This is a genomic window from Arthrobacter sp. 10L424 (genome assembly GCF_056395325.1).
Window position 1 is genome coordinate 120,741 of sequence record NZ_JBFTJH010000010.1, and the last position, 14,096, is coordinate 134,836.

Annotated in this window: 13 protein-coding genes; 8 read left to right on the forward strand and 5 right to left on the reverse strand. The window is 69.3% G+C overall.

The genetic code is table 11. The features are described 5' to 3' along the window. Nucleotides 1–32 precede the first annotated feature (32 nt). From AC1DC5_RS15975 to AC1DC5_RS15985, 3 genes are read right to left on the reverse strand one after another with little or no spacing between them, the layout of a single operon-like run. A complete protein-coding gene (locus AC1DC5_RS15975; RefSeq protein ID WP_476865787.1) occupies nt 33–1,682 on the reverse strand; it encodes an LCP family protein in 1,650 nt (549 codons plus the stop codon). Nucleotides 1,683–1,692: 10 nt separating this feature from the next. Further along, nucleotides 1,693–2,298 (reverse strand): 5-(carboxyamino)imidazole ribonucleotide mutase, encoded by a 606-nt coding sequence (gene purE / locus AC1DC5_RS15980; RefSeq protein WP_441405790.1) that lies wholly within the window; start codon nt 2,296–2,298, stop codon nt 1,693–1,695. After that, the gene (locus AC1DC5_RS15985) at nt 2,295–3,443 is read right to left on the reverse strand and encodes a 5-(carboxyamino)imidazole ribonucleotide synthase (RefSeq protein WP_476865831.1); all 1,149 of its coding nucleotides are present in this window, start codon (nt 3,441–3,443) and stop codon (nt 2,295–2,297) included. Before AC1DC5_RS15985 ends, purE begins: the two co-directional genes overlap by 4 nt. A 220-nt stretch (nt 3,444–3,663) precedes the next feature. On the opposite strand from AC1DC5_RS15985, the gene AC1DC5_RS15990 reads away from it, so the two are divergent. After that, nucleotides 3,664–4,227 carry a GtrA family protein gene (locus AC1DC5_RS15990; RefSeq protein ID WP_476865788.1) on the forward strand — a complete coding sequence of 188 codons (564 nt, stop codon included), beginning with the start codon at nt 3,664–3,666 and terminating at the stop codon, nt 4,225–4,227. A gap of 24 nt (nt 4,228–4,251) precedes the next feature. Here the strand turns inward: AC1DC5_RS15990 and AC1DC5_RS15995 are convergent, their stop codons facing one another. Beyond that, a complete protein-coding gene (locus AC1DC5_RS15995; protein ID WP_476865789.1) occupies nt 4,252–4,956 on the reverse strand; it encodes a TIGR03089 family protein in 705 nt (234 codons plus the stop codon). Nucleotides 4,957–4,970: 14 nt separating this feature from the next. Between AC1DC5_RS15995 and AC1DC5_RS16000 the strand changes: the two genes are divergently transcribed. The 4 genes from AC1DC5_RS16000 to AC1DC5_RS16015 all read left to right on the forward strand — a co-directional run bounded on the left by AC1DC5_RS16000 (nt 4,971) and on the right by AC1DC5_RS16015 (nt 11,022). Continuing rightward, entirely contained in the window at nt 4,971–5,192 is a 222-nt protein-coding gene (locus tag AC1DC5_RS16000; RefSeq protein WP_476865790.1) for a hypothetical protein, read from the forward strand. Between the two features lie 115 nt (nt 5,193–5,307). Continuing rightward, entirely contained in the window at nt 5,308–5,850 is a 543-nt protein-coding gene (locus AC1DC5_RS16005) for a WhiB family transcriptional regulator (RefSeq protein ID WP_441405794.1), read from the forward strand. 29 nt (nt 5,851–5,879) lie between these two features. Continuing rightward, a complete protein-coding gene (locus AC1DC5_RS16010; protein ID WP_476865791.1) occupies nt 5,880–9,272 on the forward strand; it encodes a glycosyltransferase in 3,393 nt (1,130 codons plus the stop codon). Beyond that, entirely contained in the window at nt 9,259–11,022 is a 1,764-nt protein-coding gene (locus AC1DC5_RS16015) for a DUF5719 family protein (RefSeq protein WP_476865792.1), read from the forward strand. The genes AC1DC5_RS16010 and AC1DC5_RS16015 overlap by 14 nt, the downstream gene beginning before the upstream one ends. 49 nt (nt 11,023–11,071) lie before the next feature. Here the strand turns inward: AC1DC5_RS16015 and AC1DC5_RS16020 are convergent, their stop codons facing one another. Beyond that, the gene (locus AC1DC5_RS16020; protein WP_441405797.1) at nt 11,072–11,608 is read right to left on the reverse strand and encodes a metallopeptidase family protein; all 537 of its coding nucleotides are present in this window, start codon (nt 11,606–11,608) and stop codon (nt 11,072–11,074) included. Nucleotides 11,609–11,714: 106 nt separating this feature from the next. On the opposite strand from AC1DC5_RS16020, the gene AC1DC5_RS16025 reads away from it, so the two are divergent. The 3 genes from AC1DC5_RS16025 (at nt 11,715) to ahcY (ending at nt 14,019) form a co-directional block, all read left to right on the forward strand. Next, nucleotides 11,715–12,104 carry a DUF3499 domain-containing protein gene (locus tag AC1DC5_RS16025; RefSeq protein ID WP_441405798.1) on the forward strand — a complete coding sequence of 130 codons (390 nt, stop codon included), beginning with the start codon at nt 11,715–11,717 and terminating at the stop codon, nt 12,102–12,104. 82 nt (nt 12,105–12,186) lie between these two features. Next, nucleotides 12,187–12,417 (forward strand): Trm112 family protein, encoded by a 231-nt coding sequence (locus tag AC1DC5_RS16030; protein WP_476865793.1) that lies wholly within the window; start codon nt 12,187–12,189, stop codon nt 12,415–12,417. A 114-nt stretch (nt 12,418–12,531) separates the two neighbouring features. Then, a complete protein-coding gene (gene ahcY, locus AC1DC5_RS16035) occupies nt 12,532–14,019 on the forward strand; it encodes an adenosylhomocysteinase (RefSeq protein ID WP_441405800.1) in 1,488 nt (495 codons plus the stop codon). The last annotated feature ends 77 nt before the right edge of the window (nt 14,020–14,096 follow it).

The window sequence follows — 14,096 nt, forward strand, 5'->3', positions numbered from 1 at the left end:
GGAAGGCTGCTAAGGATAGTGTGGCCGCGGAACTAGAGCGGCGCGCACTGGCCGTTCGTGGCGACCAGGTTGCGGATCGACTGTTCGTCGCCGTTGAGCTTGAACTGGTTCAGCATTTCTTCGGTGATCGGCTCGCCGTCCGGCGTCGTGGTCATCGGTGTGAAGTCCGACGGCGGCGGCGGCGCGGGCTGGGTGCCGGGCAGTGCGCCCGGCAGCGCCCCGGCTGCTGACAGTGGTCCGGGCGCCGGGTACTGCTGGCGGATGCCGTCTTCGGCGGCGCCCGCCGCGGGGGCAGGCGCGAGGAGCGCATCGACCTTCTGGTGGATCTTGTCGAAGTCGGGGACGGTCGAGAAGGAAGCGTCGAAGTCGGGCGGTCCGATGGTCAGCCGGCTCATTTGCTGGCCCTTCGCCTTCATGGCGAGGTCCACGAAACTCCCGAGCTGGCTGGAGGAAATGTTGGAGTCGACCACCTTGGTGCCCGCCTTGACGATGTCCTCGAACTTGGACAGCAGGGTTGCCGGATCCAGCTGCTTGAGCATGGCCTGCTGGACGCACTGCTGGCGGGCAATGCGCGCGTAGTCGTCCACGAATTCGCGCGAACGGCCGTACCAGAGGGCGTGGTAGCCGTCGAGCGTATTGTCGCCTGCCGGGATCCAACCCAGCGGCATGCCGTGGATTCCGCTGGCCTCGTCGATCGTCTCGCCGCTGATCGGGACCCAGCCGCCTGCCTTGATCCGGATGCCGCCCATGGCATCAATCAGCCTGGCGAAGCCGTCCATGTCGACCAGCACGTAGGCCTGGACCTTGATGCCCAGGCTTCCGGACACCGCTTCCATCGTGGCCTGGGCGCCCGGGTCCTCCACCCCGGGGTACAGGTCCTTGTGTTCGTTGGTGACCTCGGTGTTGATGGCGTTGATGAGGCATTCATTGCCGCAGTCGTAGCCGTCGGGATATATCGTGCGCATGGGCGAATCTTCGCTGAACTGCGCGTTCTGCAGATTGCGGGGGACGGAGATGATGGCGGTCGCGCCGGTCTTGGCATCCACACTGATGACCGAGAGGCTGTCCGGCCGGCGGCCGGTACGGTCGGCCCCGGCGTCGCCGCCCATCATCAGGAAGTTGTACCGGCCTTCGGAGGGTTCCATCGCCGGTCCGGAGGAGAAAATGTCGGAAATGGCGCCGCGGCTGACGTTGAGCAGGTAGGCGGCGTAGCCCAGCGATCCGCTGCTGAGGATCATCGCCAGCACCAGCGTGACCACGACGGCGGGGCGCGCCTTGGGGGCCAGCAGCACGGGACGGATCAGCCGCAATGTGTTGATGAAGAGCAGGGCCCAGCCGACGGCCAGCGCCACCAAGCCGATGATGAGCACCAACGAGGCAAAGGAGTTGGTGAACAGGTTGATCAGCGTCGACCGGGAGGCCACAAGGAGCACTGCCGCAAGGACGGCCAACACCCAGACTGTGAGCGTGATGCGCAACGCGATCCGCCCCAGCCGCCTGTCCCCGGCCACGGTCTGGGCGCTGCCGGGCACCAGGAGGGTCATCAGGATCAGCAGGAACGCACGCTTGGTCAGGACCGACGCAGACGCCCCGGCGGGATAGCGGACCGGATCCGTGAGGGACGGTGCAGACGCACGCTTCTGTGGCGCCGGCAGACGGGAGGGGGCGTACCTGTTGGTCATCTGGTGATCCTTAACGGCTGCCCCGGGCGACGGCGTTTGCGTCGGCGAACACTTCGCTCGCCTTCTGCCGCAGGTTCGCGCCCTTCCGGGTGGCGACGTCGTTGAGCTCCTGGGCGAAGTCGACCAGGGCGGCGCGGAGCTGTCCAGCCAGGGGATCCGTGCCCGAAGCCAGCATGCGCACAGCCAGGAGTCCTGCGTTCCGGGCCCCGCCGATGGAGACGGTTGCAACCGGGACACCGGCCGGCATCTGGACGATGGACAGCAGGGAGTCCATGCCGTCGAGGGTTTTGAGCGGCACCGGGACACCGATGACCGGCAAGGGCGTGACGGAGGCGAGCATGCCCGGCAGGTGCGCGGCGCCGCCGGCGCCGGCGATGATGACACGGAGGCCGCGCTCATGGGCCGTCTGGCCGTACCGGATCATTTCGAGCGGCATACGGTGTGCGGAGACCACATCGGCCTCAAAGGGGATCCCGAACTCGGCAAGGGCCTCGGCCGCGGCCTCCATCACCGGCCAGTCGGAGTCTGAGCCCATGACGAGCCCGACGATGGGGCCCTCGGCCCCGGCATCCGCCGGGAACTGGACGCCGGGTTGGGCCGTGCTGCTGGTGCTCATGCGTTCTCCTCGTGGGCTCCGGCTGCGGTGCGCGGCTGGGCCCTTCCGTTCCGGATGATGTTGGCGACCGTGGTGGCGCGTTCGCGCACCGAGTCGACGTCTGCCACGGAGCCGCCGACCAGGTTAACGTGGCCGATCTTGCGGCCCGGGCGGACGGCCTTGCCGTAGCAGTGGACCTTCGCCGCGGGTTCGCTGGCCAGGGCCGCGGGGTAGGCGGAGAACAGATTCTGGTTCTCGCCGCCCAGGAAGTTCTTCATCACAACCACCGGGCTGAGCAGGTCCGTGGCGCCGAGCGGCAGATTGAGGATTGCCCGGAGGTGCTGTTCGAACTGGCTCGTCACCGAGCCGTCCTGCGTCCAGTGGCCGGTGTTGTGAGGGCGCATGGCGAGCTCGTTGATCAGGAAGCCTGCTCCCACACCGGGCGTCTCGAAGAGTTCCACGGCCATCACACCGGTGACGCCGAGTTCGCTGGCGATCCGGAGGGCGGCGTTCTCCGCCGCGGCCGCGACCTCCAGCGGGATGTCCAGGGCCGGGGCGATGACTTCGTCGCAGACGCCGTCGACCTGGATCGTGTGCACTACTGGCCAGGCCCGTGCCTCGCCGTCGGGGGTCCGGGCCACGAGGGCAGAGAGCTCGCGGCTGAATTCAACCTTGGCTTCCACGAGCAGCGGGGACATCGACTCGAACCAGTCGGAGGTTTCCGCCGCGTCTGCCGCGGAGTCCACGATCCGCACGCCCTTGCCGTCGTAGCCGCCGCGCGGGGTTTTCAGGACGACCGGCCAGCCGGTCTCGTCGCCGAACGAAATAAGCCCGTCGACGTCGTCCACCGAGGCCCACGGGGGGTTGGGCAGTTCAAGCCTGTCGATGGCGGCCCGCATCACGAGCTTGTCCTGGGCGTTGACCAGGGCGTCCGGTCCGGGGTGGACGTTGACGCCTGCCCGCTGCAGGGCACGAAGGTGCTCCGTGGGGACGTGCTCATGGTCGAACGTCAGGACGTCCAGGCCGCGGGAAAACTCAAGGAGATGGTCCAGATCGGTGTAATCACCGACCGGGGCGTTGGCCACGGCCGAGACGGCCGAGACGTCCTCGCCTTCGGCAAGGACGCGGAGCTCGAAGCCCAGGGCTGTGGCCGCCGGGGCCATCATTCGGGCGAGCTGGCCGCCGCCAACCACACCGATCACAGGAAAAGTCACAAGTCCCAGCCTACCGAAAGCCTCGCCATATCCCGGCTTTTTGAATTTCCCGTGCGGGTGACGCGGGGTATTCCGCCGCTTTCAGGCGGACCCGGACCCGGGCTCCCGGCTTTCGGCGCTAAAATGGGCCGTTGGGCCAATGGCCGACAGTTCAAGACGGCCACGGAGGGTCATGATTAATACACTTACGGAGCGCATGCGCGGGCTCGCCTCGCTTTTCTGGCGCGAAGTGGCCAAGTTCGGTGCGGTGGGCGGTGTTGCGTTCATCATTGACAACGGACTCACGTACTACCTGATGCACGGCCCGATGACGGACAGCGAGGCCAAGGCCCGGTTCGTCGGCGCCAGCATCGCCACCGTCTTCTCCTGGATCGCGAACCGCTTCTGGACCTTCCGGCACCGCCGCCAGGACAACGTGGTGCGCGAATTCCTCATGTTCATCCTGATCAACGGCATCGGCATCGGTATCTCCACCGGATTCACCGCCCTCGCCAAGTACGCCTTCGGCGTCACGGACAAGAACATGCTGTTCGCAGCCGGGGTCGTTGGCATCCTGGTAGCTACCGTGGTGCGCTTCTTTGCGTACCGCTTCCTCGTCTTCAACAAGGAACTCGACGAAGAGCCGGAGTTCTCCCACGACCACGAGATCATCGAACGGCACCCCCACACCAAGCCGGGGGTCCGCGTCGAGAGCGTGGCCGTCAAGGATCCGGAGCTGCCGGGCCCGCAGCTCTAGACGGCCCGCGGTATGAGACGGCGCTCAGTTGCCGTTGACGCGCTCGTCGGCGAGCAGCTTCTCCGTCACCACGACGTCGGGGTGCACCAGCACCACTGATCCGTCGCCGTGCCAGGCGCCCAGCGACTGGGCCAGGGCGGACTCGAGGCCGTCGCCGGCGGGCACCAGCAGGCGCACGCCGTCGTCGTGCGCCGCCGCGAAGCCGTCCAGCAGGTCACCATGGGTGTGGGCCGTCCCGGTGGAGGCCAGCACGGCACGGCGCGTCGCTTCCGGATCCACGTGCGCCATAAAAACGTCCCCGTGGGAGCGCACATCGGCGGCATAGTCGACGACGCCGGTGGGCAGCACTCCGGGCCACCGCATGGCCAGCGCCGGCAGTGCTACTGCCACGACGGCGTCGAACGCCCCCTGCGCCGCTCCGGGGGCCGGGTCTGCGGTGGCGAGCAGTTCAGCCTCGGCATCGCCGAAGACGACCTCCATGCCGAGCTGCCAGGCGGCCAGGGCGAGGATCACGGACTTCCAGTGCGCCGGCAGGTCCACGCGCAGCCGCGTTCCGGGTTCGGCGTCGAGCTCGTCCTGCAGAAGGTTGCTCGTCTTCGCCACCCAGTTGTCCAGCACCCGGCCGGACAGCTCTACGCGCTCGGCGTCGGGGCCGTACCACGTGAGCCGCGGCGAGGTGGCTTGGCCGGAACGCAGGGCTGTCATCAGTTCGATTGCCGGGATGCTCATGGCTTCATCTTGCCATGGCGAATGCTGCTGTGATCTCCGTCATACCGGGACTGAGGGCCGCCGGCCGCCGCGCCTGGACCAACCCGGAAAGTTTCCCGAAAATTCAACAAAAACCTCCCGAAGTGCTCAGCACCCTGATTATTCCGCGGGTTCTGCGGGGCTGGCCCGAAAAAACGCGGGCGTGGCGTGCCCCGGAATTAGGTCTCAAGTTGATTATTATCTCCGCCGTGGCTTGACTCGCGGATACTTACACACGTGTAATTAGGTATCGAAGGCCAATGCGCAGAAACCGGCACACAACCGAGTGTCCGAGGGTCAGGCAAAGGCTGCAAAATCAGAGAGGGAACGCCAATGGGGCTAGCAGAGCGTATCCATGAAGAGGCCGTCGTTGCTGGGCAGGCCACGGCCAAATACCGTTCACGCGGGGTGCCGAGTGACTGGTATGTAGATCCGGCCGATCCGGACGCCGCGGACCGGTACAACGAACACACCAACGACTCGCTGCAGGACCAGGCGACTGCCTTCCTCGCGGCGCACGACGAACTTCTGGCCGGTCCGGACCAGGACAACGATCTTTCCGATCCGCCGATGGAGCTCCAGACCCTCCATTCGGGAACCACCGCGCAGCCGGTATGGATCGGGCTGCCCTCCCAGCAGGACTTCGACGATGAAGGCGAACTGGGCTGGCAGACGGACGCGCTGTGCGCACAGACCGACCCGGAGGCATTCTTCCCCGAGAAGGGTGGCTCCACCCGCGACGCCAAGAAGGTCTGCGGGGCGTGCAACGTCCGCTCGCAGTGCCTCGAGTACGCCCTGTCCAACGACGAGCGATTCGGAATCTGGGGTGGCCTCTCCGAGCGCGAGCGGCGCCGGCTTAGGAAGCGAGCGATCTAATTCTTCAGGAAGTACGAGTCACCGCCGTCGTGGTTTCCCACGACGGCGGTGATTTTCTCCCCAGGACCCTCGCTGCGCTAGCGGCCCAGACCCGGCCCGCGGACACCTGCATCGGGGTTGATACCGGCTCCCGCGACCATTCCGCGGCCCTCCTCGAACAGGCCTTCGGCACAGCCAACGTCACCGTCTTCAACCAGGCCCGCAGCGGTATGGGCGCTGCGGTGCAGGCTGGACTCAGCGCACTGGCCCCCGGGCGGGACGGCGGCGGCGACGGTACTGCCGCCGCACCGGCAGCCGAATGGATCTGGCTGCTGCACGACGACGCGGCCCCTGCCCCCGAAGCCCTTGCCGAGCTTCTCCATGCCGTGGAGCGCGCGCCGTCCGTCACCGTGGCCGGCTGCAAGCAGCTTGACTGGCACTCCGAGCGGCGGCTGATCGACGTCGGACTCTCCACCAGCCGCTGGGCGGAACGGCTGACCCTCATCGACGCCGACGAACTTGACCAGGGACAGTACGACGGCCGCAGCGACACCTTTGCCGTCAACTCCGCCGGCATGCTGGTCCGCCGCGACGTCTGGGAGGACCTCCGCGGCTTCGACCCCGCCCTGCCGGGCACCGGCGACGACGTCGACTTCTGCTGGCGGAACCGGCTGGCCGGACACCGCGTGGTGGTGGTCCCCAGCGCCCGGATGCACCACGTCACACACCGTCCGAACGCCCTGGGCAACTCGACGGCGGCCCGCAAGGCCCAGGTGCACTTGCGGCTCAAGCACTCCTCCGCGTGGAAGGTGCCGCTGCACGCCGCCGGCGCCCTGCTCGGAAGCCTCTTCAAGCTGGTCCTGAGCATCGCGGTCAAAGACCCGGGCCACGGCTTCTCGCAGCTCCTGGCCACGTTCGGTGCGCTTGGACGTCCCGCGGCCGTGTTCCGCGGCCGCCGCAACGCAGCCCGGACCCGCCGGATCCGGCGTTCGGTCATTAAAGGGCTCCAGACTCCGCGGCGTGAGGTCTGGGCCCACCGCCGCTCCCTGATGGAGGCCCTCGGATCCGACGACTCCGGGGAAGGCCTTACCGGGAACGACCCGCTGGCCGAGCAACCGACCGGCGACTCGGCTGACGACTTCGCAGCCCTCACCACCTCGGAGCGGGGCTGGGTGGGGAACGGCGCGCTGCTCGCCATCCTGATCACCACCGCCGCCTCCCTGATCGGCCTGCTGAGTCTGTTCCGGGCCGGGGCAGTCTCCGGCGGCGCGATGATTCCGGTTTCGCCGCGGCTGGGGGAGATCTGGGGCCATGCCTCCGGCTGGTGGATCACCCTTGGAGCGGGACTTCCCGGCCATGGCGACCCCTTCGGCTACGTACTGTGGGTTCTCGGCGTCCTCGGTGCCGGCAACGCCAACAGTTCGCTCGGCTGGCTGTTGATTCTGGCCATGCCGCTCTCCGCCCTCGGCGCCTGGTTCGCCGCCGGCGCCCTGACGCAGCGCCGCCGCCTGCGCCTGGCCGCCGCCCTCGTCTGGGCCGGAGCTCCTGCCCTCCAGGTGGCACTCAACCAGGGCCGCGTGGGTGCCCTTCTTGTCCACGTGATGATGCCGCTGCTGGTGCTCGCCCTGCTGCGGGCCACCGGCTCCGCAGCAGGACGCGGCCGCTACGCCGTTCCGGCCCCCGGGGAGCGGCGCTTCACCGAACCGCCCCCGGCCAAGCCCGGAATCAACGGCACACCGTCCTGGACCGCCGCCGCAGCAGCCGGCCTGGCGCTGGCCGTCGTCACCGCGGCAGCCCCCTCGCTGCTGCTGCCCGCCGTCGTGCTCGTGGCACTTTGCGGCACTCTTCTTGGCCGCCGCGGCCGCACCGTATGGTGGGCGCTGCTGCCCAGCCTTGCGCTGTTCGTGCCGTTCCTGGTCTCCACTCTTGACCGTCCCCGCGCCGTGCTCGCGGACCCCGGCCTGCCGCTGGCCTTTGACGCCGCACCGCTCTGGCAGCAGGCCCTGGGCCAGCCGCTGCGCTTCGCCGCCGGGGGCGGCCTCACCGGCCTCCCGCTGTTCGGCCCGGACTCCGCCGTGCCTTGGGCGCTCCTGCTGGCGCTGTTGGTCGGCCTGCCCGTCCTGCTCCTGGCCGTCACAGCGCTGTTCCTCCCCGGCCTGCCGCCGCGGGTGGCCCGCGCGCTCTGGACGGCGGCCCTCCTGCTGCTGGCCGGCGGGTGGCTCAGCAGCCAGGTCGCCACCGGAGCCAGCGCCGACGTCATGGTTACCGCCTTCACGGGACCGGCCGTATCGGCCGCCGCCTTCGCCATCCTGGGCGCGGCGCTGGTCGGCGCGGCGGGACTGCTGGACTCCGCCGACCGTGCCGCTGCCGCGGCGGCGGGCCGCAGGATCCTGCTCCGCACCACCGCGGTCACCGCCATGGTCCTCCTGCTGGCCGGACCGCTCGCCGGCCTCACAGTGTGGGCCGCGCAAAACGTCCTGACGCCGGCTGCCGGAGCCCCTGCCACGGAGGCATCCGCCGCATCACCCGGAGCCGACGGCGCCGACCCGCTCGGCGCTGCCTCCCTCGGCACGACGAGACTCGTGCAGCCGGCCGAGTCCCGGACCCTCCCGGCCACGGCCATCGACCGCGGCGAGGGGCCGGAACAATCCCGCACGCTCCTCATCTCCACCGGCGAAAACGGCTCATTCGACGCCACGCTCATGCGCGGTGCCGGAACCACCCTTGACGCCCTGTCCACGATTGCCGCCGCCCGCCCGATCATGGGGGAGCCGGGGCAGGAAACCGTCCGGGACGACGACGCCGTCGCGGCGTCGCTCCGCAACGTCGTGGCCTCCATCGTGGCCGGCCAGGGTGTCGACCCGCGCGAAGAGCTCGAGCAGCTCGGCGTCGGCTTCGTCGTCCTGCGGGCCGCCGACACCGCGGCCCAGCTCACCGCGAGCCGCATGGACGCAGTCCCCGGAATCGTCGCTGTTGGCAAGACCGACGTCGGCTGGCTTTGGCGCATCAGCCCACTGAACCAGCCGGTGATCCAGGCGGCCGACGTCGCGCACCGCGTGCGGATCGTCGACGGCGCCGGAGCCACCGTCGGGCTGGTCCCGGCCGAGGCGGTGTCCGCCGATGCCGCGGTTCCCGCCGGGCCGGAGGGCCGGCTCGTGGTGCTGGCGGAACGCGCCGATCCGGGCTGGAGCGCCTGGCTCGACGGCCGCCGCCTCACCGCCACCACGTCCGGCTGGGCGCAGGCCTTCACTCTGCCGGCGCAGGGCGGCCAGTTGAGCCTCCGCTACGAAGCGCACTGGGCCATCTGGACGGGCGTGGCCCAGGCCGTGATCATCGGCTTGACCATCCTGCTTGCCATCCCCATGCCCGCCCGCCGGCCGAACACCGGCCTCTCCAGGGACGAAGGCTCACTGCGTAAGGAACATCACCATGCCCAGGGATGACACCCCCGCGACCAACGCCCCGGAAACCCCCGACACCGCCGGCAGCTCCGCCGGGGCGCCCGACACCGCGGGCAGCCCCCACGGCCCGACGTCGGAGCGGTCCGGCCGGTCCGCGCGCCGGTCAGCCGCGCCGCTGCTGTCACGCTGGAAGGCGCTGCCGCATGCCGGGCGGCTGGGTGGAGTCCTCTCCGCCGTCGTCCTCGTCGCCGCCGGAGGTGGACTCGTTTCCGCCACGGCGCTCTCGCCCCAAGGCCCCGGCAGCAGCCGGACGGTCGCGGCTCCGCTGGCGGCGGTCCCCGCGGGCAGCAGCATCGGCGTCTGCCCGGGGCCGGCGCGGCTTCTAGAAGGCGCTCCCGTGGGCACCGATCCGCAGTTCAGCCCGGAGTCCGCGACCGCCAAGAGCGACGTGAATGCCGTGGTGCTGGGCTCCAGCGCCGGCGTCCTGCCCGGCAGCCGCCTTGCCTCGCTCAAGGGCAGCACCCTGGTTGAACTCGCCAAGGCCACACCGGCATCCGCAAGCCCTACGGGCACCGCCACAAGGCCCGCGAACGGCACCCCCATCCCACTGGCCGGCGTGGTGTCCCAGCGGGGCGTTGACGACGTGAGTGTCCTGAGCGCTGACTCACAGGACGGCAGGCAGGCCTCCGCGGGCGCTGTCATGCGTTATGCCGCCGAGGACGGGGACCTCCGCGGTTCGGCGGCAGCGGCGTGCCAGCAGCCCGCCAACGATCTCTGGCTCGTCGGCGCGAACACCGCGCTCGGCCGGACGGCCGTGCTCAACCTCACCAACACTTCCGGCAGCCCGGCCACCGTCAGCCTGGACCTCTTCGGAGCCAAGGCCCAGATCCAGGCCCCGGGCAGCCGCGGACTCCTCGTGGCCCCCGGCACCACGCGCGCCGTCATCCTGGCGGGGCTCGCCCCGGGAGAGGAGAGGCTCAGCGTCCGGGTCCGCAGCGCCGGCGGGCCGGTGGCCGCGGTCATCCAGCAGAGTGTGCTGCGGGGGCTCACCCCCGGCGGAGTCGAGTTCATCGCGCCCGCCACAGCACCGGCCGTACGCCAGGTGATCTCCGGCGTCGACATCCAGGACCCCGCCGGGCTGGCGGACCTCACCGGGAAGCCCGGCTTCGCAGATGCCGGGCCGGCGCTCCAGATCACGGTGCCCGGGTCGGCCGACGCCGTCGTTGCGATTAAGCTGTTCGGACGGGACGGCCAAAAGGCTTTGCCCGGCGGCGGAGTGGTCACGGCCAAGGCCGGAGCCGTGACCGAGGTCCCGCTCTCCGGAATGCCGGCGGGGTCCTACACGGTGGCCGTCAGTTCCGATGTCTCCTTCACCGCGGCGGCCCGCGTCACCAGGGGCCTCGATCCCGAGAATGCCTCCGACTTCGCCTGGTCCGCGGCGTCCGCCAGGCTGGGAAGCCAGCACGTCGTGCCGGTGCCCGGCACAGGCGACCGCTACCTCGTCTTCGGCGCTCCGGAGGGCCGGGCGACGATTTCCTACACGCCGGTTACGGCGGACGGAAAGATCCGCGCGGCCGCAGCCGCCGACATCGCCGGCGGCACCACAGCCTCCATCAAGGTCCCTGCCGACGTCGGGGGCTCACCGATCGTCGGCTACGTGGTGTCCGCCGCGGGAGATCCCGCCTTCGGCGCCGTCCTGCTGCAACAGGAGGGCAGGCCGGACATCGCCACAGTTGCGATTGCGCCCGGGGCAACGGGCCAGGAGCAGGTCCCGGTCACGCTGGGCTACTGACCGGGCCCCGGCCGTCCAGTTCCGGGAATGGGTTTCAGGCCGCGCTTGCCTAGTAACGCCGGCGGTAGACCGGGTCCAGGGATTCGGGCGGCACACCGAGCATCTCCGCCGTGTACTCCACCACGACGTCATGAACCAGGTCCTGGAGCTCCTCCCGGGTGCCGCAGGCCTGCTCGACAACCCGGCGGTACAGGGTGATGACGGGACCCTCCTCCGCTGTCGCGGGGGTGTAGGCGCCCATCGGGGCGGGAGCCCGGTCCGCCACGAGCTGCTCGAGCCCCGGCGGGATCTCGTCGACGGCGAAGCGGACGCCGTCCAACGGTTTGCCCCAAATGTCGTGCAGCCGCTCGGCTGAGTCCAGGACGAAGTCGTCGAAGCGGTCCGAACGCGTGCGGTAGCCGGGCAGCGTGGGCAACATGATCTCGCCGCGGAGCCCGCGGCCGTGCCGGTTCCTACGCCGCTGCCGGAAGCCCCTCGGCGTCACGGTGCGTCCGGTGCCTGATGGTGCGGAACCGGCGTCGTGGCGTCCGGCGGCGGGTTCAGCCAAGCGGACCGTAAACCCCGGATCGTGGTGCGATGACTGCATATCTCGACTCTAAACCCGGCGAATGGTTTACGCGATATGGCCCGCCCGACCCGCCGTCAGCGCGTCGGACGGCGTCCCGGGCCCCGGGGGAGTAGTCTGTGATGTCGTGGGTGCAATTCGTCTTTGTTCAAGGTCAGCCTGCCGCAATTCGGCGGTGGCAACTTTGACGTACGTCTATGCGGATTCAACGGCCGTCCTGGGGCCGCTGGCAACCTACGCCGAACCGCACTGTTACGACTTGTGTGAACAGCACGCCGGATCGTTGACCGTCCCGCGCGGCTGGGAAGTCCTGAGGCTGGCCATGCCCGCCACCCCGGCAGGACCCGGCCCTGATGACCTCCTGGCCCTCGCCAACGCTGTCCGGGAGGCGGCCTCCCGGCCGGCCGCGCCGGAATCCGGCCCGGGCCAGCGCGGCATCCACGCTGCCCTTGAAGCCCCGGCCCCGGCCGAGGGCACCCGCCGGGGGCACCTGCGCGTCCTGCGAGAACCTTCCTAGGCTGCAACTGGCGGTAGGCTGGGAACTGCAAAATCCGTAAGCCACCGGCGCCTGCTGCGGCGCCCATCAGGGAGCGTTCACCATGCCGAAGATCAGTCCCGAACTGTTGTCTGTCCTGCGATGCCCCGTCACCGGTTCTCCGTTGCTGCAGGACGGCGAGGAACTCGTCACCACGACGGCCGGCCCCTCCGGAGAGAAGCTGCGCTACGCGATCGAGGATGGCATCCCGCTGCTGCTGCCGCCGGAACTCCTCCCCGCCGCCGCCGCGGCGCCCTCTTTCCAGCACGACGCCGGCCAGCCCGCCGCAGGCTAGCCTGCCGTCCCATCGCTGCACCTTTCGGCACCGAAGTACTTTCCAGCCACCGATAAGCACGTTCCCAGGCAGCCGGGTTCCGGACGGGCACGCCGGCCACAACGAAGGAAACACATGACTCTCGATTACAAGATTGCGGACATCACCCTGGCCGAGGCAGGCCGCCACCAGATCCGCCTCGCCGAGCACGAGATGCCCGGCCTGATGTCCCTGCGCGAGGAGTTTGGCGCCAGTCAGCCGCTCAAGGGCGCCCGGATCGCCGGCTCCCTGCACATGACCGTGCAGACCGCCGTGCTGATTGAAACCCTCACTGCCCTCGGCGCCGAGGTCCGCTGGGCCTCCTGCAACATCTTCTCCACTCAGGACGAAGCAGCAGCCGCCGTCGTGGTCGGCAACGGCACGGTCGAGGACCCCCAGGGTGTTCCCGTGTTTGCCTGGAAGGGCGAGACGCTGGAGGAATACTGGTGGACGGCCGAGCAGATCCTGACCTGGCCCGGTGCGGACAGCAACCCGGACCTGGGTCCGAACATGATCCTCGACGACGGCGGCGACGCCACCATGCTGGTCCACAAGGGTGCCGACTTCGAGGCGCTCGGCGCGGTCCCCGCCGCCGCTGAGGACGAGTCCGAGGAAGGCCGCGTCTTCCTCGACGTGCTGCGCGCCTCGCTGCAGGCGGACCCGCAGAAATGGACCCGCATCGGATCCCGATTGCTTGGCGTCACTGAGGAAACCACCACCGGCGTGCACCGCCTCTACCAGCTCGCGGAACAGGGCAAGCTGCTCTTCCCGGCCATCAACGTCAACGACTCCGTCACCAAGAGCAAGTTCGACAACAAGTACGGCATCCGCCACTCCCTGCCGGACGGCATCAACCGCGCCACCGACGTCCTGATGGGCGGCAAGGTCGCCGTCGTCTGCGGCTACGGCGACGTCGGCAAGGGCGCCGCGGAGGCGTTCCGCGGCCAGGGCTCCCGCGTCATCGTCACCGAAATCGACCCCATCTGCGCGCTCCAGGCAGCCATGGACGGCTACCAGGTCGCGAAGCTGGAATCCGTCCTCGGCGAGGGCCACATTTTCATCACCACGACGGGCAACAAGGACGTCATCATGGCCGAGCACATGGCCGGGATGCGTGACAAGGCGATCGTGGGCAACATCGGCCACTTCGACAACGAGATCGACATGGCCGGGCTGGCCCGGATCCCGGGCATCAAGAAGGTCGAGATCAAGCCCCAGGTCCACGAGTGGGTCTTCGAGGCTGACGCGGCCACGGGAGCGGACAGCCGTTCCATCATCGTGCTGTCCGAAGGACGCCTGCTGAACCTTGGCAACGCCACCGGACACCCGTCCTTCGTGATGAGCAACTCCTTCGCCAACCAGACGATCGCGCAGATCGAGCTCTTCACCAAGCGCGACCAGCCGGAGGGGGAGCGGGAGTACGACAAGCAGGTCTACGTGCTGCCGAAGATCCTTGACGAGAAGGTCGCCCGGCTGCACCTGGACGCCCTCGGCGTTGAACTCACCGAGCTGTCGAAGGAGCAGGCCGACTACCTCGACCTCGAGGTGTCCGGCCCGTACAAGCCGGACCACTACCGCTACTAGGAACCGCGACTGCCACGAGGGCCCCGGGCTTCCGTCCGGGGCCCTATTCGTGACCGGATCGTGCCGGGACCGACGGC

Excerpts from the sequence above, each read along its gene's own strand:
- AC1DC5_RS15975 (WP_476865787.1), bottom strand. The coding sequence starts at position 1,682 with ATGACCAACAGGTACGCCCCCTCCCGTCTGCCGGCGCCACAGAAGCGT.
- purE (WP_441405790.1), bottom strand. The coding sequence starts at position 2,298 with ATGAGCACCAGCAGCACGGCCCAACCCGGCGTCCAGTTCCCGGCGGAT.
- AC1DC5_RS15985 (WP_476865831.1), bottom strand. The coding sequence starts at position 3,443 with ATGATGGCCCCGGCGGCCACAGCCCTGGGCTTCGAGCTCCGCGTCCTT.
- AC1DC5_RS15990 (WP_476865788.1), top strand. The coding sequence starts at position 3,664 with ATGATTAATACACTTACGGAGCGCATGCGCGGGCTCGCCTCGCTTTTC.
- AC1DC5_RS15995 (WP_476865789.1), bottom strand. The coding sequence starts at position 4,956 with ATGAGCATCCCGGCAATCGAACTGATGACAGCCCTGCGTTCCGGCCAA.
- AC1DC5_RS16000 (WP_476865790.1), top strand. The coding sequence starts at position 4,971 with ATGGCGAATGCTGCTGTGATCTCCGTCATACCGGGACTGAGGGCCGCC.
- AC1DC5_RS16005 (WP_441405794.1), top strand. The coding sequence starts at position 5,308 with ATGGGGCTAGCAGAGCGTATCCATGAAGAGGCCGTCGTTGCTGGGCAG.
- AC1DC5_RS16015 (WP_476865792.1), top strand. The coding sequence starts at position 9,259 with ATGCCCAGGGATGACACCCCCGCGACCAACGCCCCGGAAACCCCCGAC.
- AC1DC5_RS16020 (WP_441405797.1), bottom strand. The coding sequence starts at position 11,608 with ATGCAGTCATCGCACCACGATCCGGGGTTTACGGTCCGCTTGGCTGAA.
- AC1DC5_RS16030 (WP_476865793.1), top strand. The coding sequence starts at position 12,187 with ATGCCGAAGATCAGTCCCGAACTGTTGTCTGTCCTGCGATGCCCCGTC.
- ahcY (WP_441405800.1), top strand. The coding sequence starts at position 12,532 with ATGACTCTCGATTACAAGATTGCGGACATCACCCTGGCCGAGGCAGGC.